This is a genomic window from Desulfuromonas svalbardensis (assembly GCF_055389415.1).
The window spans coordinates 2,114,982-2,135,076 of record NZ_AP042416.1 but is presented as its reverse complement, the minus strand read 5'-3'; the positions used below and the strand labels follow the sequence as shown (position 1 = coordinate 2,135,076).

Below are 20,095 nucleotides of genomic sequence, written 5' to 3'. Positions count from 1 at the left end.
AACATCTGTACCATTTTGAAACGCCACCTTGTTAACATCTGACTTAAAAAAGTAATCATAAAAAACCTTCTAAACAGCTATTTAAAGGTTTTTTATATAGCGTAAACACTTTTGGTTCACCCTTTGCATTACTCCACAATGTCACTTATACAATTCATTTGTGCCGTTATGAAAAAACTAACAACACAATTGTGTTTCTTTTGTTATAGTTGGCAGATATAGAAATAAATCGGAATCGTGGAAGACGGTGTAAATCCGTTACGGACCCGCCACTGTAATCGTTAGTCATACGGACTAACGTAAGTCAGATACATGGCCGATTAATTTGTTCGCTTGTCTCCGTGGTATGAGATGACAGAGCAAACGCGTGGATTAAATACGGAATCCCCGCAACCTTTTAAAAAGGTTGCGGGGATTTTTTTGTTTGGGGGGACTTCATTGAAACAAAAACAGATCACTCTCATTCGCCATGGTGCCCTAGAGTCAGATCTCGATGGTTGCTATGTCGGCCATTTAGATGTGCCGCTAAGTAACAAAGGACAATCGCAGGCGAGAAAGCTTGCTGAACGTCTAACAGATCAACCCATTGACACAATATGGTGCAGCCCGTCATTGCGTGCTCAACAAACCGTAGCTCCAATTACCGAACGATTAGCACGATCCTGCACCATCAAGGTTCAGCTGAACGAGGTGAATTTCGGTCGTTGGGAGGGATTGACCTTTAAAGAGATCTGCTCAACTGATCCTGATTTGGTTGATCAATGGGCAACATTTTTCGATGATTTTTGTTTTCCCGAAGGTGAATCACAACACGATTTTCAACATCGGATTACAGAGATTGCCGAACAGATCCATAACCATTCTGGCCACCTTGCCTTGGTGACTCATGGCGGGGTGATTCGAGCCTTACTGTGTCACTTGCTCGGTTTTGAAAAACACGATTACTTAAAGTTCGAGATCAGCAGAGGCTCATTTGCAACACTAACAATACAAGACCAACAGGCTGTTTTAACAGGGCTTTACAATGACTAATAATTCTAAAAACAACATACTATATATCAGTGGTGGCAGCCGTAGCGGTAAGAGTCGCTACGCCGAACAACGCGCCGAAACCTTAGCGGGAAAGCGCAGCTATATTGCCACCTGCCCCATTATAGATGCCGAAATGGATGGCCGAATCGCCTTACATCAGCAACGCCGCGAAGGGAAAGGTTGGCTGACCGTTGAGGAGCCGTTAGATTTAGCTCAAGCCTTAACAGACACCGCCGACAGTGCGGTCGTTCTCGTTGATTGTCTTACCCTATGGATCAACAATCTTCTTTACGAGGCTGATTGCCGAGATCAAACCATAACTGAAGATCACATCGTTCACTCCTGCCAACAGGTTATCGAAGCCTGCAAGGCAGGGGATCGAACCATTATTTTTGTTACCAATGAACTGGGGATGGGCATTGTTCCAGCCGATGCTATCTCACGCCTCTACCGCGATTTAGTTGGTCGCTGCAATCAAACTCTTGCTGCTCAGGCAGATGAAGTGGTGTTGATGGTTTCAGGCTTACCACTTTTTTTAAAGGAGAACTCACCATCATGACACGGCTAAACCAATCGTTGCTCGATACAACTATTAATCAGATTACTCCCAGTGATGCGGCCATGCGCCAAACAGCTCACGAGCGCTTAACTCAACTCGCCATCCCTCACTGGGCGCTGGGTCAAATGATGGACCTTGCCGAAGATTTAGCGGCAATGACCAGCAGCATGCAACCGACGGTCAAACGCAAATCGATTGCGGTGATGGCCGGCGATCACGGCATTGTTGCCGCAGGGGTGAGTAAGTTCCCCCAAGCCGTTACCGTTGAGATGGTGCGTAACTTTGTCAACGAAGCAGCCAGCATTAACGCCTTAGCGCGCCAAGTTGGTGCCAAGGTAGTTGTGGTTGATGCAGGGGTTGCTGGCGACTTAAGTGAACTCGATGCCAGTGGTAAAATCATCAACAAAAAAGTGGCACTCGGTACGGCTAACTTTGCTGAAGGGCCAGCCATGAGTCGCGAGCAAGCGATTCAATCGATTGAAGCAGGAATAGAGGTCGCGCAGCAACTGGCTACAACAACCGACCTCTTTGGTACTGGCGATATGGGCATTGGTAACACCAGTCCATCCAGTGCCATCATCGCCACCTTGTGTCAGCGCACCATTGCCGATGTTACGGGGCGCGGAACAGGACTAGACGATACCCAGCTCAACGCAAAAATTGCCACTCTCGAAAAAGCACTAGAGCTCAACCAACCGAACCCAAACGATGGCTTAGATATTTTAGCTAAAGTTGGCGGCTTTGAAATTGGTGCCATTGCCGGACTTATTCTTGGTGCCGCCGCACAAAAGAAACCGGTAGTAATTGACGGCATCATCTCCACCGCTGGTGCACTCATCGCCGCCAGTCTGTGCCCAGCCAGTAAAGATTACATGATTGCGGGTCACCGCAGTGTTGAACAAGGTCACCATATCGCTTTAGCGCACCTCAACAAACAACCATTGCTCGATTTACAATTACGCCTTGGCGAAGGAACAGGTGGTGCAATTGCCATGAACCTTGTCGAAGCCGCAGTGTCAATCTTAACCGAAGTTGCCACCTTTGAAGAGGCCGCAGTTAGTCAGCCTCAAAACATTTAAACGTCTTACCCGCTATTTTAGCGCTAAAAGGAGAAACATCACATGCTCACTCAAGTTGAACAAGCTGTAAAAGGGACGATTAGCCCACAGATGGTAGCCGTGGCTAAAGATGAAGGCTTCACGCCTGAATACATCCGCGACATGGTTGCCGCAGGCAAGATCGTTATCCCTTACAACACCATCAGCAAGCCGAAAGCTGTTGGTATTGGTAAAGGTCTACGTACCAAAGTGAACGCTTCCATCGGCACTTCGTCCGATATCATCGATTACGCTGCTGAAGTTCGTAAAGCGAAAATTGCTCAAGAAGCAGGTACCGATACGCTGATGGAACTATCTGTCGGCGGTAATTTGGATCGTGTTCGCCGTGAAGTGATCGCCGCAGTCGATGTCCCTGTTGGTAACGTACCTTTGTATCAAGCTTTTTGTGAAGCCGCTAAAAATCGCGGTGGTGCCGACAATCTTGATCCCGAAGAGTTGTTCGACCTCATCGAGAAACAATGTGCTGACGGCTTGGCATTTATGGCGGTTCACTGTGGTATCAACCGTTACACCATTGAGCGCTTGCGCAAGCAAAACTACCGCTACGGTGGTCTGGTTTCCAAAGGCGGCACCACCATGGTGTCGTGGATGGAAAAGAACAACAAAGAGAACCCACTCTATGAGCACTTTGACCGCGTCATCGACATCTTGAAAAAATATGATGTTTGCCTGTCTCTCGGTAACGGCCTACGTGCTGGCGCCATTCACGACAGCCACGACCGCGCGCAAATGCAAGAGTTGATCATCAACTGTGAGCTGGCGCAAATCGGCCGCGAAATGGGTTGCCAAATGCTCGTCGAAGGCCCAGGTCACATGCCACTCGACGAAGTTGAAGCCAACATCATCGTTCAAAAGCGGATGAGTAACGAAGCCCCCTACTACATGCTCGGACCTATCACCACAGATATTGTTCCAGGTTTCGATCACATCAGTTCGGCAATTGGTTCGGCACAATCGGCCCGTTACGGTGCCGACTTGATCTGCTACATCACCCCAGCTGAGCACTTGGCCCTGCCAAACGAAGAAGATGTACGCATGGGTGTTCACGCGGCCCGCGTTGCCACCTACATTGGCGACATGAACAAGTACCCTGAAAAAGGCCGCGAGCGTGATAAGCAGATGAGTAAAGCGCGTCGTGACCTCGAATGGGACAAGCAGTTTGAGTTGGCATTGATTCCTGAAGAAGCGAAGAAGATTCGTGCTTCTCGCGTACCAGAAGATGAAGAGACCTGCACCATGTGTGGTGAGTTTTGTGCTGCTAAGGGTAGTGATAAATTGTTCAAGAAGGATTTAGCTGGCGATAAACTTTAATTTTTCCTCGTTATTATCGTGTGGAACACGAAATAATTGTGTTCCACACGATCAGAGCAAACACGTTCCACGGAAAAAGTAGAGAGCCACACTGTATCAATAACCTCTATACCTTGCTAACGAAGTTGAACCGATTTGGAGGTCGAGAGGCCGACGAACCGCGCTGATTGGCAAGAGGGAAAAAGACTCATTGTCGGTAGAGTACGGCCCGCTGCAAGCGTGAACTTTAAGGCCATTTTTTGCGTACTTTTTTTTGGCCAGTAAAAAAAGTACGTCGGCTGCGGGACGAGACCCGCGAACTTGAACTTAAGGTATTGATTTCAAATGTAGTGGAACCAGATCAACAAAGTTCACAGGGTAACAACAAATAACGGCTGAAGTAATTCGGGGTTGCGCCCCCGACCGTCGCCATACTTTTAGCGTCATCCAAAAGTATGCAAAACATGACCCCGTGATTGTCTGGCCCTGCGGGTTCCCTCACTGCAGTCGCTTACAGCACAGCGTGCCAAAAAACTCGCTACGCTCAAACAGTTTTGGCACAACCGGCTCTGCTGACGCTCTTTACGTTCGGCGGCGACAAATGGGGGAACATGGTGCAAAAGAAATAAAGATAGAACAGATTCCACGGAAAAAGTAGAGAGGCACACTGCATCAAATATCTCTATACCAGATCAACGAAAGAACACCGATTTGGAGGTCGAGAGGCCGACGAACCGCGCTGATTGGCAAGAGGGAAAAAGACTCATTGTAGGTTAAGTGCGGCCCGCTGCAGGCGTGAACTTCAAGGCCATTTTTTACTTACTTTTTTGGGGCCTTGCAAAAAAGTACGTCGGCTGCGGGACGAGACCCGCGAACGTGAACTTAAAGGTTTAAAAGGGTGTGGAATTTGATCAACATTGAACGACGAATAATAACAATCATTGGCTGAAGTAAACTGGGGTTGCGCCCCCAGACCTCGCCTCACTTTTTGCGCCATCAAAAAGTAAGCAAAAAATGGCCCCGTGATTGTCTGGCCCTGCGGGTTCCCTCACTGCAGTCGCTTACAGCACAGCGTGCCAAAAAACTCGCTGCGCTCAGACAGTTTTGGCACAAGCGGCTCTGCTGACGCTCTTTTCGTTCGGCGGCGACAAATTGGGGAACAGTGGTAAAAAACGCAAATAAAAAACAAGCACAACAAAGACCACAACACAACTTATTAACCTTGTATTCGAGAGCAACTATGAAACCATTTTTTGCCGCGTTAAGCTTCCTCACAATCCTCCGCATTCCTCATACATGGTGCGGTGACGAACGGGCCATTGCCCGCAGCCTGACATGGTTCCCACTGGTCGGGTTGATGATTGGTGGTTTGATGGCTGGTCTCGATAACGTGTTGTGTTGGTTATTCCCCGGCACGTTGGTGCCAAGCGCTCTGCTGGTGATCGCTATGATCGCTATCTCTGGCGGATTACATCTTGACGGTGTCGCCGATAGTGCTGATGCGTTTATGAGTTCACGCGACCGTGAGCGGATGCTTGAGATCATGAAGGACAGCCTTGTTGGACCAATGGGGGCATTGACGATTAGCGCATTGTTGCTCCTCAAGTTTTCAGCGCTGGCCTCGTTACCTGAAGCGTGGCGCTTTCCAGTGATCGTGCTCATGCCTCTAGCTGGGCGTATGGCACTGGTGGTGAAGACCATCAGCCTGCCCTATGCTCGTTCTACAGGTGGCTTGGCCACCCTCACCCATTCCGACAGTAAACCGTGGCAAGGGGTCGTTGCCTTTGCCTTGTTAGCAGCTGTCGCGCTGCTACTTTTGGGCTGGTCGGGACTATGGGTTGCCCTGATGTCACTGGTGACAACGGCGCTATTTGCCCGCTACTGCCACGGCAAGATTGGCGGCCTAACGGGTGACACTCTGGGTGCGGCGTGCGAACTGGTTGAATTGATCCCCGTGCTCACCGTTTTGGTGTGCCTGCAACAAGGAGTTTTAGTATGAGCTCAGGTATCGATTTAGGAGAAAACTCAGTAAACCAGCCTCAACATCAACACGGTGGCAACCTCAATCAACTGAGCCAACGCTCTGGGATCGCCAAGGATAAATTGATCGATTTTTCCGCCAATATCAATCCACTTGGTCCACCAGAATGGCTGCGTCCACTGATCAGCGCCACCATCAGTGATCTGGTTCATTATCCCGATCCTGATTGCACCGAACTGATCGCTGCTCTGGCCAAACAGAATGATGTTGCTAGCGATCAAATTCTGGTCGGTAACGGTGCGACAGAATTGCTCCACCTGCTCCCACGTGTATTAGGAAAAAGTCGCGTACTGGTGCCCGTACCCTCATATTCTGACTATGAAGATCCAGCGCTGCTCAATGGCCTGGATGTTACTTTGCTACCGCTACGCGCTGAAGATCAGTTCCGTCTCAACCTGACCGAGCTAGAGTCGATGCTGCAACCGGATCAACTGGTGTTGCTCGGCCAACCGAACAACCCCACCGGTTACACTTTGGCCGCGCAACCCTTGCGGCTGATGGCTCAGCAACATCCACAGACCACTTTTGTCATCGATGAATCGTTTATTGATTTTACCGATGGCAGTCAAAGTTTGCGTATCGACCGTCCTGACAACGTCATCATTATACAATCAATGACCAAGGCCTATGCCATCCCGGGATTACGCCTCGGCTATGCCATTGCCAACGTTGAAATCGTCGCTAACGTTCGCCGTCAACTGCCAAACTGGACCGTCAACACCCTCGCTCAACGGGTCGGTACTCAAGCAGTACAGGATCAAGAATACCTGCAACGTAGCCGCACTTTTATTGACCACCAACGTGAGCAATTGCAACAAGCGCTCAGTGGTCTACCCGGCCTTACCGTCTACCCCGGTGAAGCCAACTTTTTGCTGCTACGCCTCGATCATAAAAAACTCGATGCCCAGCAGCTCGCTGAGAAGACCCTGCAACAAGGAATTGCTATCCGCGTCTGTGATAACTTCCACAACCTTGATGGCAATTACTTCCGTGTTGCTGTGCGCACCGAAGTCGAACAACAACAGCTGTGCCGAGTATTAAAAGAGATTCTCTGCCCACGAATGGTGGCTCCGCAACGCAAAAAAACTCCGGCCATCATGTTCCAAGGCACTAGCTCTAACGCTGGAAAAAGTGTGTTGACCGCGGCGCTGTGCCGAATCATGTATCAGGACGGCTACAATGTCGCCCCGTTCAAAGCCCAGAATATGTCGCTCAATTCGTTCGTTACCCCGAGCGGTGGCGAAATGGGTCGCGCTCAAGTGGTTCAGGCTCAGGCCAGCCGACTTGATGCCGATGTGCGGATGAACCCCGTACTGCTCAAGCCCAACAGCGATACCGGATCACAGATTATCGTTTGCGGTAAGGCCATCGGCAACATGCATTTCCGTGCGTACGCCAAAGAGCGCCAAAAAATCTTCGAAACCGTTAAAGCGACCTACGACGATTTATCCAGCGAGCATGAAGTGATGGTTCTCGAAGGGGCAGGCAGCCCAGCGGAGGTCAACCTCAAGGCAGGCGATATCGTCAATATGAACATGGCACGTTATGCCGAAGCCCCGGTATTACTGGTTGGTGATATCGACCGTGGTGGCGTATTCGCTTCATTTGTCGGCACCATGGAAGTACTCAATGAGGTGGAACGTGCTCAGGTAGCTGGGTTTGTCATCAACCGTTTTCGCGGTGATGCCACCCTACTCGATGATGCCATCGAGTACACCTACCAACACACTGGCAAGCCAGTACTCGGAACGGTACCCTACTTAAGAGGACTCGGCTTACCAGAGGAAGACTCGGTGTCTTTTAAGGAGGGCGGTATTCATCAAGGCCCTGCTCCTAGTGATCGGATTGACATTGCCGTGCTCGACATGCCCCATATCTCCAACTTTACCGACTTTGACGCGCTGAGTATCGAACCCGATCTTCATGTGCGGGTGGTCCATCAGCTCAACGAACTTGGTCAACCCGATGCGGTGATCATCCCCGGCAGCAAAAATGTCCTCGGCGATCTGCGTTACTTGCGCGAAAGTGGTATCGCTGAACGGATCATGGAACTGGCCCATGACGATGCCTGTGAAATCATCGGTATTTGCGGCGGCTTCCAAATTCTAGGTCAACAGATTAGCGATCCACACGGAATCGAATCAGATGGCAACAGTCTTCACGGCCTTGGTTTACTGCCTGTCGATACCGTGCTCGCCGAACAAAAAACCACCATTCAAACCCGTAGCCGCCATATCCCTTCGGGCCATGAGCTATTGGGTTACGAGATCCACCACGGCCAGACCCCTGCACAAGGATTAACCCCCATCGCTCACAACCGTGATGGCGAATTGATCGGCGGCAGTGTCAACGACGGTCGTATCTGGGGCACCTATTTGCACGGTGTATTTGATGCCGATGGTTTCCGCCGTTGGTTTATTGATGGCTTACGCAGTAAACGTGGCTGGTCAACAGACGGTAAAATTCGCGCCAGCTATGATCTAGAACCTGCATTTGATCGTCTCGCCGACACCGTACGCGAAGCCCTCGACATGAAAGCGATCTACCGGAGTATCGGCCTATGATCCCACTGCCATTACAAATATTGATTGCAGTTGGTCTCGATGCTCTGTGCGGTGATCCTCGCTGGCTACCGCATCCTGTTCAGGCGATTGCCAAACTCGCACTGAGCCTTGAGGAACCGCTGCGCCGAACCATCAGTAATCCTAAATATGCAGGGATTGTTGCCATGATTGCAGTGGTTGGTGGTACGGCAGGCAGTTGCGCCGCTTTGTTGTGGATCACAACCATGATCCACCCTGTACTTGGTGATCTGGTCGCTATTTTTATTCTTTATACCACCCTCGCTGCACGCGACCTCAGCCGTCATGCGCGAGCCGTTGAGCAACCATTAAGCAAAGGCGATAACTCGCAAGCACGCCAGCAAGTGGCGATGCTCGTTGGCCGTGATACCGATCAACTGGGCGAATCTGAGATCACTCGCGCGACCGTAGAAAGTGTCGCCGAGAACACCGTTGATGGCGTCACCGCTCCACTTTTGTTCGCTTTGTTCGGCGGGCCGATCGCAGCAATGGCCTACAAAGCGATCAACACCCTCGACTCAACCTTCGGCTACAAAAACGAGCGTTACCTCCATTTTGGTTGGGCCTCAGCACGACTCGACGATGTGGCAAATTTTATCCCAGCACGAATAAGCGCCCTCCTCGTTCCCGTAGCGGCCAAACTTCTCAAGCTCGATGCCAAACAAGCATGGGCCATTATGAAAAGAGACCGCCACAACCACCCCAGCCCCAACGGTGGCCAGATTGAAGCCGCCATGGCAGGAGCGATGAACGTGCGATTGGGTGGCGAGAATAGTTATTTTGGCAAGAGTTCGTTTCGTCCCTATATGGGGGATAGCAATCAGACTCTTTGTGCGCGACATATTGGTGAAGTGATTCGGTTGATGTGGGTGACTTCGGCGTTGGTTGGTGGTGTTGGGATAATTTGCTGGGCGTTATTTCAATTTGTGATGTAATCACCCTACAAAATGACTACTAAATAGTTAAACAGGTACCACGAAAAAAGTAGAGAGGCACACTGAATCAATAACCTCTATACCTTGATAACGAAGTTGAACCAATTTGGAGGTCGAGAGGCCGACGAACCGCGCTGATTGGCAAGAGGGAAAAAGACTCATTGTTGGTAGAGTACGGCCCGCTGCAAGCGTGAACTTTAAGGCCATTTTTTGCTTACTTTTTGCTGGCCTTGGAAAAAAGTACGTCGCAGTGTGAGGGCGAGACCTCACGAACTTGAACTCAGATTTAAAGGTTATGGAATTTAATAAACAAAGCACCACAGATAATAACAATCATCGGCTGAAGTAATTCGGGGTTGCGCCCGATGGTATTTACTTGGCGTCGCCATACTTTTAGCGTCATCCAAAAGTATGCAAAACATGACCCCGTGATTGTCTGGCCCTGCGGGTTCCCTCACTGCAGTCGCTTACAGCAAAGCGTGCCAAAAAACTCGCTGCGCTCAGACAGTTTTGGCACAAGCGGCTCTGCTGACGCTCTTTGCGTTCGGCGGCGACAAATGGGGGAACAGTGCTAGAGAAAACAACGACAAACAACGAACCAATAATAGTAACCAATAAAATAAAGGAACACATTATGTCGAAACCACTCATTTACAACCTTTACGAAAACCCCGTCAGCGGCCCTGAAATCGAAGTCCGCTCCTTTGCCGCCATCGACGCTGAAGGAGATCGTTCCAACTACAACGACGATCAATGGGAAGTTGTCCGCCGCTTAATCCACACCAGCGCTGACTTTGCTTTAGCTGAACTCACCCAGTTCAGTGACGACGCATTCACCTCGTGCGCTGCCGCTCTCAAAGCTGGCGCTACCATCTATTCCGATAGCAACATGATCCGCTCTGGAATTTCCGTGGCGCGTTTACAGGCGATCAACCCGAGCTACACCCGCGAGAGCATCCTTTGTCACGTTGCCGACGAAGATATTGCTGCGAAAGCGAAAGAGACCGGCCTACCACGCTCGTTATTTGCCGTGCAAAAAGCCAAACAGCACCTTCACGGCAGTATCGTATTGATCGGCAATGCTCCTGTTGCCCTACTTGAACTCAACCGTTTGGCAATGGAGGAAGGGATTCGACCTGCATTGGTGATCGGTATGCCCGTTGGCTTTATCCACGTCCTTGAGAGCAAAGAAGAGTTACTCACCACCGGACTCCCTTACGTTGTCATGGATGGTCGCCGCGGTGGTAGCCCACTGGCTGTGGCCTGTCTTCATGCCATGTGCAGCGTTGCTGGCCGAGGAGAATAACCTATGCGCAATCGATTGATAACCCTCATAGGTATCGGGGTACTGCTCATGACTTTATCGACACCAGCGTTCGCTCAAACAACGGCTGTGGATCGTGCGACTAAACCAGCTTTGGTATTGGTAGCCTTTGGCACTTCGGTAGCGAAAGCGCAAACCGTTTTTGATTTTATCGATCAACAGGCTCGCCAACGTTACGCGGATTATGATCTGCGCTGGGCCTTTACTTCGCAATTCATCATCAACAAACTCAAAAAACAGGGGCAGATCACCTACAACGTTGATGAAGCGATCGAACAACTGCGCAACGAAGGCTACACCAAGGTGGTTTTTCAAAGCCTTCATGTGGTGCCAGGGCAAGAATATCGCTCCGTTATCGAAGCGGATACCAGCGGACTAACAGTAACCTTTGGTGATGCCTTACTCAGTAGCGATGACGATATGGCTGCGGTCATTGAAGCCTTAAAGCCATCGATTGATGACACAGAACCTACGGTTGTTGTGGCTCATGGTAACGATCACCACCCTGAATTTAATGTACAACTCGACGCCTTTGCGGCAAAGATCGAAGCCCACTATCCACAATTGGTGGTTGCCAGTGTTGAAGGGACTCCCGGCATTGCGCCACTCGATAAGATCAAGGCACTCAATCCGACCTGCGTCAATTTTGTGCCACTGATGATTGTCGCCGGCGATCACATCATGAACGATGTTCTCGGTGAAGAGGCCGATAGCTGGAAAAATATTATCGCCGCGCCACAACATCGCAGCACGCCGTCATTGGGCTGGAACAAACAAATTTTAAACATCTACTTTAATCATCTAGATCGGGCATTAGCCGAACTAGAGAAACACAAAGGCTAAGTTGAACATGCGGCTTATTTTCACCATAATCGTGTTGATCTTGCTGAGCCTAACGGCAATTGACGCGCTCGCAACCGACACCACGCCTTCGGCTATGGGTGGAACGCCCTCGGCTGCGGCCAGTGCGTCAATAGCGGTCGAAACCACCTCGGCGCAAGAGAGCACGCCCGCCACCAGCGAGCTGCGGGGATCAAAACGCTTCAGCCCTGAGGGGGTAACAGGCAAGACCTTGGTTGCCGAGCGTAAAAAGGTGAAAAGCAGTTCCGACTACACCAAGTGGAAACGCCACCTCCCTTTTTGGCCACGTAAAGGTTTGATGCTGCTGGAGCTGGTGATATTTATCAGCGCCGGAGTACTCATTGGTCAGATGCTCGAAGTATCGGGCTGCGTCAATCTGTTATCAGTATTGACTCTGCCGTTGACAGGCCTCGGCAAGCTATCCCGCGAGGCAGGGCCAGCGTTTCTGATGGCCTTTCAATCTGGGGCGATCGCCAACAGTATGTTGGTGTCGCAACGCGATAGTGGTCAGCTCGACAACCGCGAACTCTACACCTCGGTGTATGTGGTATCGGCACTGTCGCTATTTGCTCACTTGCCAACCTTTGTGGTTCCCATTGGTATCGCTTTTGGCTGGGAAGCCACCATTGCGCTGTTTGGCGTGCGCTTTGCCGCCATCGCCATCCAAATTGTACTGACTCTATTACTCAGCCGCTTCGTTGTTCGACGCCTTAACATCGGCCAACAACGCAGTGTCAAAGAGCAAATTACGCCAGTACTCGAAAGTCGTCGCAAGAAAGGCAAATTCTGGCCGACGATTTGGAAGCGATCACGCAAAACCTTAACGCGGCTGATCATCTACCTCATCCCAACCTTTATTCTGATGGCTGGGCTGGAATATTACGGTGCCTTCAAATGGCTCGCTACCGAGATGCCGCAACTGTTCACCTTCTCGTTTTTACCACCACAGTCACTGGTGGTGATTCCGGCTCAAGCGTTGAGTCTCTATAACGGCGCCATCGCCGCGGCAAACTTTGTCGATTCGGGATCGATGACGGTTCATCAAGCGGTGATTATCATTCTGTTTGGCTCAATGGTGACAGCGCCAATACGCACCCTGCGTCATGCACTACCGACCTATGTAGCCATTCTCGGCGCTCGCCCCGGACTCATTATGGCCGTCAGCGCGCAAGTATTTCGCATGATGTTTTTACTGCTGTGTACCAGCATCTTGATGATGTACTGGATGTAATTTGGACTCACTGAGCCACGTTTAAACATAAAAATTTGACCTTATTCTACGAAGGATTCGTTATGACTGCATCCGCTTCACTGACAACACAACCCGCACAAGCTGGCCACTTTTATGCCGTTGGCATCGGCCCCGGCTCCCCCGACCTGTTAACGTTACGGGCGGCGCGGTTGGTCGAACAATGCGATGTCATCCTCTCGCCACAAGCACGGAATTCGGCCAAGAGTTTAGCCCTTGAAGCGGTACGGCCGTTTCTTGATCAACAAGAGATTCTGGTCAATAATTACCCCATGGAACGTAACGATAAAAAAACGCGTGAGCGCTGGCAACTGCTGGCACAGGATGTGGCCAAACGCTGTGCCGCAGGGCAATCAGTGGTACAAGTCACTCTTGGTGATCCCCTTATTTTCGCCACCAGTTCCTACCTATTACAAGGTCTGGCCGAACTGATGCCAGCAGATAAGTTACATGTAGTTCCTGGGATCAGCGCTTTCCAAACCACCGCCAGCCGCTTTGCTGAAGCCCTGACCTTGCAGGAGGATCGACTCACGCTGATGTCGGCCACTAATCTTGATGCCGTAGAGGAAGCTCTCGATCACTGCGAAACACTGGTGTTGTACAAGGCTGGTAGCTGTATTGAGGCGTTAATGGAGCGCTTACGCCAACGCAATCTTCTTAGTTGCGCTAAGTTAGTAAGCTGCGGCGAACAAGGAGATCATGAGTTGGTGGTTGATGATTTGAGTCAATGGAAAATGACGCCACTGAACTACATGACCACCATGATCATCAAAATTGGCAATCGTCCTTGGCAGGAAGACTAACGAAATGGCTCAAGAACTTAAAAGTGGGATCACCACGGGAAGCTGTGCAGCGCTAGCGGCAAAAGCTGCGGCATTGCTGCTATTCAACCAGCACAGAGTGGACGATGTTGAGATCTCACTGCCCGACAACAGTCAACTTTGCTGGCCGATTGAATCGGTACGGGGTATTGATAACACGGCGACAGCCAGCATCATTAAAGATGCAGGTGATGACCCTGATGTCACCCATGGCGCACGAATTTGTGTCACCGTTGAAACGCAAGTTGAATCTGACAGCAACGAGATCATTTTTCGCGCTGGTGAAGGGGTTGGAACCGTCACCCTCGCTGGGTTGGCCATTGGTGTTGGTGAAGCCGCCATTAATCCTGTCCCCCGTGACATGATCAGCGCAGCGATCCGTGATGTCACTCCTTGTGGTGCCATTGTCACCGTAGCGGTAGAGGGTGGCCGAGCTTTAGCAGAAAAAACGTTCAACCCTAAGTTGGGCATCAAGGGCGGGATCTCCATTATTGGTACCACAGGCCGCGTTCGTCCATTTAGTGCTCCAGCGCTACGTGAATCGCTCAAATGTGCTCTTGAAGTGTGCGTTGCTGCCATCACCCGTGCTCCAGTATTTGTGCCGGGCAATATGGGACGAAAAGCAGCCCATCACTATTTCAAGTTACGCGAACAACAAGTGGTTGAAATAAGCAACGAATGGGGCTTTATGCTCGAACAAGCCATGCAACACCCATTTGATCAACTGCTGATTGTCGGCCATCCCGGCAAGCTAGGTAAACTGGCGATTCGCCAATGGCAAACTCACTCAGCTCAATCCGATAGCGCAGTGCCTTTTATCTGCACCCTGGCCAGCCAAATAGTTGATCGCCCGATTGCCGAATGCAACACCGTCGAGGAGCTATTTATGGGGATATTAACCGAGCAAGAACGGGGCAAGGTCGCCGATCAACTTGCAGCTGAGATCGGTCACGCCATTGTCGATACCTTTAATTCGAGCTGGCATCCAACCGTGGTGTTAATCAACCTCAAAGGGGAGATGATCGGTCACGCAGGGGAGCTACGCTCATGGAAATAATTACCACAAATCAACAGAACTCGCGCATCACCATTGCTGGCTGCGGCCCCGGTCATGCCGATTACATCACCGCAGCGGTGCACAGTGCTGTGGCTCAGGCCGAAGTGGTTGTCGGAGCAAAGCACTTATTGGAACTTCTGATGCCATCGATAACAGCAACAGCGATAAAAATCGCGGTCGGTGCCGATATTCAAGCCGCACTGGATACAATGGAAAGCTATGCAACACAACAAATTGTGGTGTTGGTTTCCGGCGATACCGGGCTGTTTAGTTTAGCGCGCAGTGTACAAAATCACTTTGGTCAGCAGCACTGCCAGCTGATCCCCGGCATCAGCTCGATTCAGATTGCCTGTGCGCGCCTTGCCATCGATTGGAACGACCTACGCATTCTTAGTGCTCATGGCCGCGAGCCGCAGTTTGAGATCAATGAACTGCGCCAGTGGCATAAAATTGCCCTGCTCGCAGGAACCAGCAAAGCAACCCATTTCGCTGCCGACCTTCTCGATCAACTCGGCAATGATTACCGCGCCATCGCTTGCGAAAACTTAACCTGGCAAACGGAGCAGATTCGTTCTTTGACCGCTGAAGAGCTCCGCACCACAACCCTCGCTTCGCGCACCATCGTTTTGTTGCTCTCTGAGGAGGCTTGCTCATGACCACAACTGTCGGAACATTTTATGGCGTGGGTGTCGGCCCCGGTGATCCAGAACTGTTAACGCTCAAAGCCGTGCGCCTGCTCCAAAATAGCCCGTGCATTTATGTGCCAAGTTCACGACTGAGCACACAGGACTATGTTGCCGAAGTGGTGAACCATTACGCCAGTGACAGCTGTCAAATTGTAGACGTCAACTTTTCATTGGCCGAAAACGCCGAGCAACGGCAGGCACACTGGCAGCAAACAGCCAAAGAGATCGCCGTGAGGCTAAAAAATGGTCAGGATGTGGTGTTCGTCACCCTAGGTGATGCCCTGCTCTACTCAACCTACATCTACCTGATTCGCGCGCTACAAAATGTGATGGCCGATGCAACCATTGAAACAGTACCGGGAATCAGTGCCTTTAGCTTCACTGCCGCATTGACCAATACGCCCCTCGGCGAAGGGCTCAAGCCGCTAACCGTGATTCCGTCGGCGAATGACATAGAGCAGATCAAGCAACTCATCACTCAAGGCAATACCGTGGTGTTGATGAAAATTGGCCGCCATCTGAACACCATTATTGCCGCACTGGATGAGGTAAACGCCATAGATCGCAGCGTGTTCGTTTCCCGCGCGGGTTTGCCAGATCAACGTATAGAGCTGGACTTGAATCAGTTGCGTGAGGCGCCAAAAGGGACAGGAAATTTAGCGGTAATTATTGTTCAAGGTTTTTAGAAGATTGTGGGTTGTGATCGACAAGGTTCTACGGAAAAAGTAGAGAGCCACAACGAATCAATAACCTCTATACCTTGATAACGAAGTTGAACCGATTTGGAGGTCGAGAGGCCGACGAACCGCGCTGAATGGTAAGAGGGAAAAAGAATCATTGTAGGCGGGTTTGCGGCCCGCTGCAGGCGTGAACTTTAAGGCCATTTTTTGCTTACTTTTTGCTGGCCTTGGAAAAAAGTACGTCGCAGTGTGAGGGCGAGACCTCACGAACTTGAACTAAAGGTTTAGAGGTTTGTGGAACTTGATCGACAAAGTTCCACTGATAATAACAATCATAGGCTGAGGTAAACTGGGGTTGCGCCCCCAGACCTCGCCTACCTTTTTGCGCCATAAAAAAGGTAGCAAAAAATGGCCCCGTGATTGTCTGGCCCTGCGGGTTCCCTCACTTCAGTCGCTTACAACGAGGAAACCGCTAAAACTCGCTGCGCTCAAACAGTTAGCGGTAAAACCTCCTCGTTGACGCTCATTGCGTTCGGCTGCGGCAAATGGGGGAACATGGTGCGAAAGAAATATAGATAAAACAGATTCCACGAAAAAAGTAGAGAGGCACACAGCACCAACAACCTCTATACCTTGATAACGAAGTTGAACCAATTTGGAGGTCGAGAGGCCGACGAACCGCGCTGATATGTAAGAGGGAAAAAGACTCATTGTAAGTGGAGTGCGGCCCGCTGCAGGCGTGAACTTTAAGGCCATTTTTTGCTTACTTTTTAGTGGCCTTGCAAAAAAGTACGTCGGCTGCGGGACGAAACCCGCGAACTGGATCGTAAGGTTTGGTTTTGACAATGGTGGAACCAGACCAACAAAGCACCACGGATAATAACAATCATAGGCTGAAGTAAACTGGGGTTGCGCCCCCAGACCACGCCTCACTTTTTGCGCCATCAAAAAGTAAGCAAAAAATGGCCCCGTGATTGTCTGGCCCTGCGGGTTCCCTCACTGCAGTCGCTTACAACGAGGAAACCGCTAAAACTCGCTACGCTCAGACAGTTAGCGGTAAATCCTCCTCGCTGACGCTCTTTGCGTTCGGCTGCGGCAAATGGGGGAACAGAGTGCGAAAGAAATATAGATAGAACAGATTCCACGAAAAAAGTAGAGAGGCACACAGCACCAACAACCTCTATACCTTGCTAACGAAGTTGAACCAATTTGGAGGTCGAGAGGCCGACGAACCGCGCTGACATGTAAGAGGGAAAAGGATTCATTGTAGGTGGAATACGGCCCGCTGCAGGCGTGAACTTTAAGGCCATTTTTTGCTTACTTTTTGCTGGCCTTGGAAAAAAGTACGTCGGCTGCGGGACGAAACCCGCGAACTGGATCGTAAGGTTTGGTTTTGACAATGGTGGAACCAGACCAACAAAGCACCACGGATAATAACAATCATAGGCTGAAGTAAACTGGGGTTGCGCCCCCAGACCACGCCTCACTTTTTGCGCCATCAAAAAGTAAGCAAAAAATGGCCCCGTGATTGTCTGGCCCTGCGGGTTCCCTCACTGCAGTCGCTTACAACGAGGAAACCGCTAAAACTCGCTACGCTCAGACAGTTAGCGGTAAATCCTCCTCGCTGACGCTCTTTGCGTTCGGCTGCGACAAATGGGGGAACTTTGGTACATAACGGAAGTAAAAACAAACAACACGAGAAAAACAAAACACGATCAAAAGAGGTGCAACCATGAACAAAAACATCCTCATATTCACCGGCAACGGCAAAGGAAAATCAACCTCCTCCTTTGGTATGGCTCTACGCGCCGCAGGTCACAATCACCGGATAATTATTATCCAGTTTATGAAAAAAGATTCCGACGTTGGCGAACTCGTCAGTTTAAAAAAACTCGGAATTGAGATCATCCAAACGGGTCTTGGATTTGTACCAAAAAAAGAGAACCCTCGCTTTGCTGACCACGTAAAAGCGGCTCAAAAAGGCTTTGAGCTGGCTCAGCAAGCATTGAACAGTGGTGATTATGACTTGATTATTCTCGATGAAATTTGCGGTGCTATCGCTAAAGAGTTGCTTGATGAAGAAGATGTTATTGCTGCCTTAGCTCAAGCACCAGAGCCGATCAATATTGTTCTCACTGGCCGTTATGCTTCGGCTGCATTGATCGATATCGCTGATACCGTCAGTGAAATTAATCCGATAAAACATGCTTTCGATCAAGGGATTCCAGCGCGTGAGGGGGTAGAATTTTGAGTTCAACTCCGTGTCTCGTTATCGGTGGCGCTCACAGTAGCGTCGGAAAATCATCCGTGACCCTAGCGCTTATCGCCGCACTGCGACAGCGCGGTCTCACGGTGCAAACCTTTAAAGTTGGGCCCGATTACCTCGACCCTAGCCATCATAGTCGTGTTTCAGGACGACCTTGTTATAACCTTGATGGCTGGATGTGTAACGAGGAGTATGTGCAACACCTATTTCACCGTCACTGCGCCGATGCCGATATTGCCATCGTCGAAGGGGTGATGGGCTTGTTCGATGGCAGTAGCCCGACGACATTACAAGGGAGCACCGCTCAAATTGCCACATGGTTGAATGCCGCAGTATTGCTGGTGGTAAAAGCCCACGGCATGTCGCGCAGTTTAGCGGCGCTGGTCAAAGGGTTTGCCACATTTGAAGAGGATGTCGAAATCACAGCGGTGATCGCTAACATGTGCGGCTCAGCGAGTCACGGTCAACTTCTCGCCAAAGCCCTCGAAGGAGCGAACTTACCTCCTTTGATTGGAGCCATTCCGCGCGGCGCATTGCCCCAGTTACCAAGTCGCCATTTAGGCTTGATCTCAGCAGATGAAACGGATTGGACAGACGCCCTTATTGACCAATTAGCGGCCAGTGCCAATGACTATTTAGATCTCGATCAGCTATTAATTCAAGCATCACACTGCGCAGAGAAACAGAGTCAATTCGTACAGGATGGAACTGAAGACACCACAAAAGCTCAGAGTCCAACAGGACTACGCATCGCCATCGCCCGTGATGCTGCATTCCAATTTTACTATCATGATCTGTTCAAAGCTTTAGAGCAGCGTGGCGTTGAGCTGTGTTTCTTTTCACCATTAGAAGACGATGCATTACCACACCAATGCGATGCACTCTACCTCGGTGGTGGCTACCCTGAAACCCATGCTCAAACGTTAGCGAGCAACAGCACTATGTTGCAATCCATTCGCGCATTCTGCATGAGTGATCGCCCTGTTTATGCCGAATGTGGTGGATTGATCTACCTAAGTAAAGGGGTTGAAAGCGAACAGAAACGCTTTAGATTTGTCGGCATTCTCCCCTGCTGGGCGCGCATGCTCGATAAACGTAAAGCACTTGGTTATGTTGAAGTGACACTGCAAACACCATCACTATTTGGTGACTGTGGCACAACAATACGTGGTCACGAATTTCACTACTCTGAACTGTGTAGCGACCCCATCGCCACCAATGGGGTCGATGGCTGGCACGCCGCGTATCGAGTAAGGCAAAACCGTTCGGGGAACTGTCACGATGAGGGGTATCAAAAGGGCAATGTGCTTGCCAGTTATGCGCACCTTCATTTGGCCTCGCGGCCGGAAGTGGTGGATGCGTGGATTGATAAAATTTTGCAGGTTAAGAAGAGGATTGAACAGAGTGGTATCTGATCAATAATGTTTTGCGCGATAATAACAAACTAAGGCTGAAGTAAACTGGGGTTGCGCCCCCAGACCTCGCCTCACTTTTTGCGCCATCAAAAAGTAAGCAAAAAATGGCCCCGTGATTGTCTGGCCCTGCGGGTTCCCTCGCTGCAGTCGCTTACAACGAGGAAACCGCTAAAACTCGC

General features: G+C 50.4%; 16 protein-coding genes and 1 riboswitch. All 16 genes read left to right on the top strand.

Annotated features, from left to right (window positions below; translation table 11 throughout):
* The first annotated feature begins 193 nt into the window (after positions 1 to 193).
* Positions 194 to 335: riboswitch (cobalamin riboswitch) on the top strand.
* 103 nt (positions 336 to 438) lie between these two features.
* The 16 genes from cobC to ACZ5KY_RS09480 all read left to right on the top strand — a co-directional run bounded on the left by cobC (position 439) and on the right by ACZ5KY_RS09480 (position 19,916).
* A complete protein-coding gene (gene cobC / locus ACZ5KY_RS09555; protein WP_464243665.1) occupies positions 439 to 1,032 on the top strand; it encodes an alpha-ribazole phosphatase in 594 nt (197 codons plus the stop codon).
* Positions 1,025 to 1,591 carry a bifunctional adenosylcobinamide kinase/adenosylcobinamide-phosphate guanylyltransferase gene (gene cobU / locus ACZ5KY_RS09550; RefSeq protein WP_464243664.1) on the top strand — a complete coding sequence of 189 codons (567 nt, stop codon included), beginning with the start codon at positions 1,025 to 1,027 and terminating at the stop codon, positions 1,589 to 1,591. The genes cobC and cobU overlap by 8 nt, the downstream gene beginning before the upstream one ends.
* Entirely contained in the window at positions 1,588 to 2,670 is a 1,083-nt protein-coding gene (gene cobT, locus ACZ5KY_RS09545; protein WP_464243663.1) for a nicotinate-nucleotide--dimethylbenzimidazole phosphoribosyltransferase, read from the top strand. The genes cobU and cobT overlap by 4 nt, the downstream gene beginning before the upstream one ends.
* Before the next feature lie 42 nt (positions 2,671 to 2,712).
* Entirely contained in the window at positions 2,713 to 4,020 is a 1,308-nt protein-coding gene (thiC, locus tag ACZ5KY_RS09540; RefSeq protein ID WP_464243662.1) for a phosphomethylpyrimidine synthase ThiC, read from the top strand.
* 1,219 nt (positions 4,021 to 5,239) lie between these two features.
* A complete protein-coding gene (gene cobS, locus ACZ5KY_RS09535; protein WP_464243661.1) occupies positions 5,240 to 5,998 on the top strand; it encodes an adenosylcobinamide-GDP ribazoletransferase in 759 nt (252 codons plus the stop codon).
* The gene (locus ACZ5KY_RS09530; RefSeq protein ID WP_464243660.1) at positions 5,995 to 8,604 is read left to right on the top strand and encodes a cobyric acid synthase; all 2,610 of its coding nucleotides are present in this window, start codon (positions 5,995 to 5,997) and stop codon (positions 8,602 to 8,604) included. The genes cobS and ACZ5KY_RS09530 overlap by 4 nt, the downstream gene beginning before the upstream one ends.
* A complete protein-coding gene (gene cbiB / locus ACZ5KY_RS09525) occupies positions 8,601 to 9,557 on the top strand; it encodes an adenosylcobinamide-phosphate synthase CbiB (protein ID WP_464243659.1) in 957 nt (318 codons plus the stop codon). The genes ACZ5KY_RS09530 and cbiB overlap by 4 nt, the downstream gene beginning before the upstream one ends.
* A 634-nt stretch (positions 9,558 to 10,191) precedes the next feature.
* Positions 10,192 to 10,863 carry a precorrin-8X methylmutase gene (locus ACZ5KY_RS09520; protein WP_464243658.1) on the top strand — a complete coding sequence of 224 codons (672 nt, stop codon included), beginning with the start codon at positions 10,192 to 10,194 and terminating at the stop codon, positions 10,861 to 10,863.
* Between the two features lie 3 nt (positions 10,864 to 10,866).
* Entirely contained in the window at positions 10,867 to 11,724 is an 858-nt protein-coding gene (locus tag ACZ5KY_RS09515; protein WP_464243657.1) for a sirohydrochlorin cobaltochelatase, read from the top strand.
* Positions 11,725 to 11,731: 7 nt separating this feature from the next.
* Positions 11,732 to 12,973, top strand: a complete 1,242-nt coding sequence (locus ACZ5KY_RS09510) for a nucleoside recognition protein (protein ID WP_464243656.1) — start codon at positions 11,732 to 11,734, stop codon at positions 12,971 to 12,973.
* 62 nt (positions 12,974 to 13,035) lie between these two features.
* Complete coding sequence (gene cobI / locus ACZ5KY_RS09505; protein ID WP_464243655.1) at positions 13,036 to 13,794, top strand: precorrin-2 C(20)-methyltransferase; 759 nt, start codon at positions 13,036 to 13,038, stop codon at positions 13,792 to 13,794.
* Positions 13,795 to 13,798: 4 nt separating this feature from the next.
* Complete coding sequence (gene cbiD, locus ACZ5KY_RS09500) at positions 13,799 to 14,869, top strand: cobalt-precorrin-5B (C(1))-methyltransferase CbiD (RefSeq protein ID WP_464243654.1); 1,071 nt, start codon at positions 13,799 to 13,801, stop codon at positions 14,867 to 14,869.
* Complete coding sequence (gene cbiE, locus ACZ5KY_RS09495) at positions 14,860 to 15,525, top strand: precorrin-6y C5,15-methyltransferase (decarboxylating) subunit CbiE (RefSeq protein ID WP_464243653.1); 666 nt, start codon at positions 14,860 to 14,862, stop codon at positions 15,523 to 15,525. The genes cbiD and cbiE overlap by 10 nt, the downstream gene beginning before the upstream one ends.
* The gene (cobI, locus tag ACZ5KY_RS09490) at positions 15,522 to 16,241 is read left to right on the top strand and encodes a precorrin-2 C(20)-methyltransferase (protein ID WP_464243652.1); all 720 of its coding nucleotides are present in this window, start codon (positions 15,522 to 15,524) and stop codon (positions 16,239 to 16,241) included. The genes cbiE and cobI (ACZ5KY_RS09490) overlap by 4 nt, the downstream gene beginning before the upstream one ends.
* A 1,726-nt stretch (positions 16,242 to 17,967) precedes the next feature.
* Positions 17,968 to 18,486 carry a cob(I)yrinic acid a,c-diamide adenosyltransferase gene (locus ACZ5KY_RS09485; RefSeq protein WP_464243651.1) on the top strand — a complete coding sequence of 173 codons (519 nt, stop codon included), beginning with the start codon at positions 17,968 to 17,970 and terminating at the stop codon, positions 18,484 to 18,486.
* Positions 18,483 to 19,916, top strand: coding sequence for a cobyrinate a,c-diamide synthase (locus ACZ5KY_RS09480; protein ID WP_464243650.1), 1,434 nt, complete (start codon positions 18,483 to 18,485; stop codon positions 19,914 to 19,916). The genes ACZ5KY_RS09485 and ACZ5KY_RS09480 overlap by 4 nt, the downstream gene beginning before the upstream one ends.
* Positions 19,917 to 20,095 lie beyond the last annotated feature (179 nt).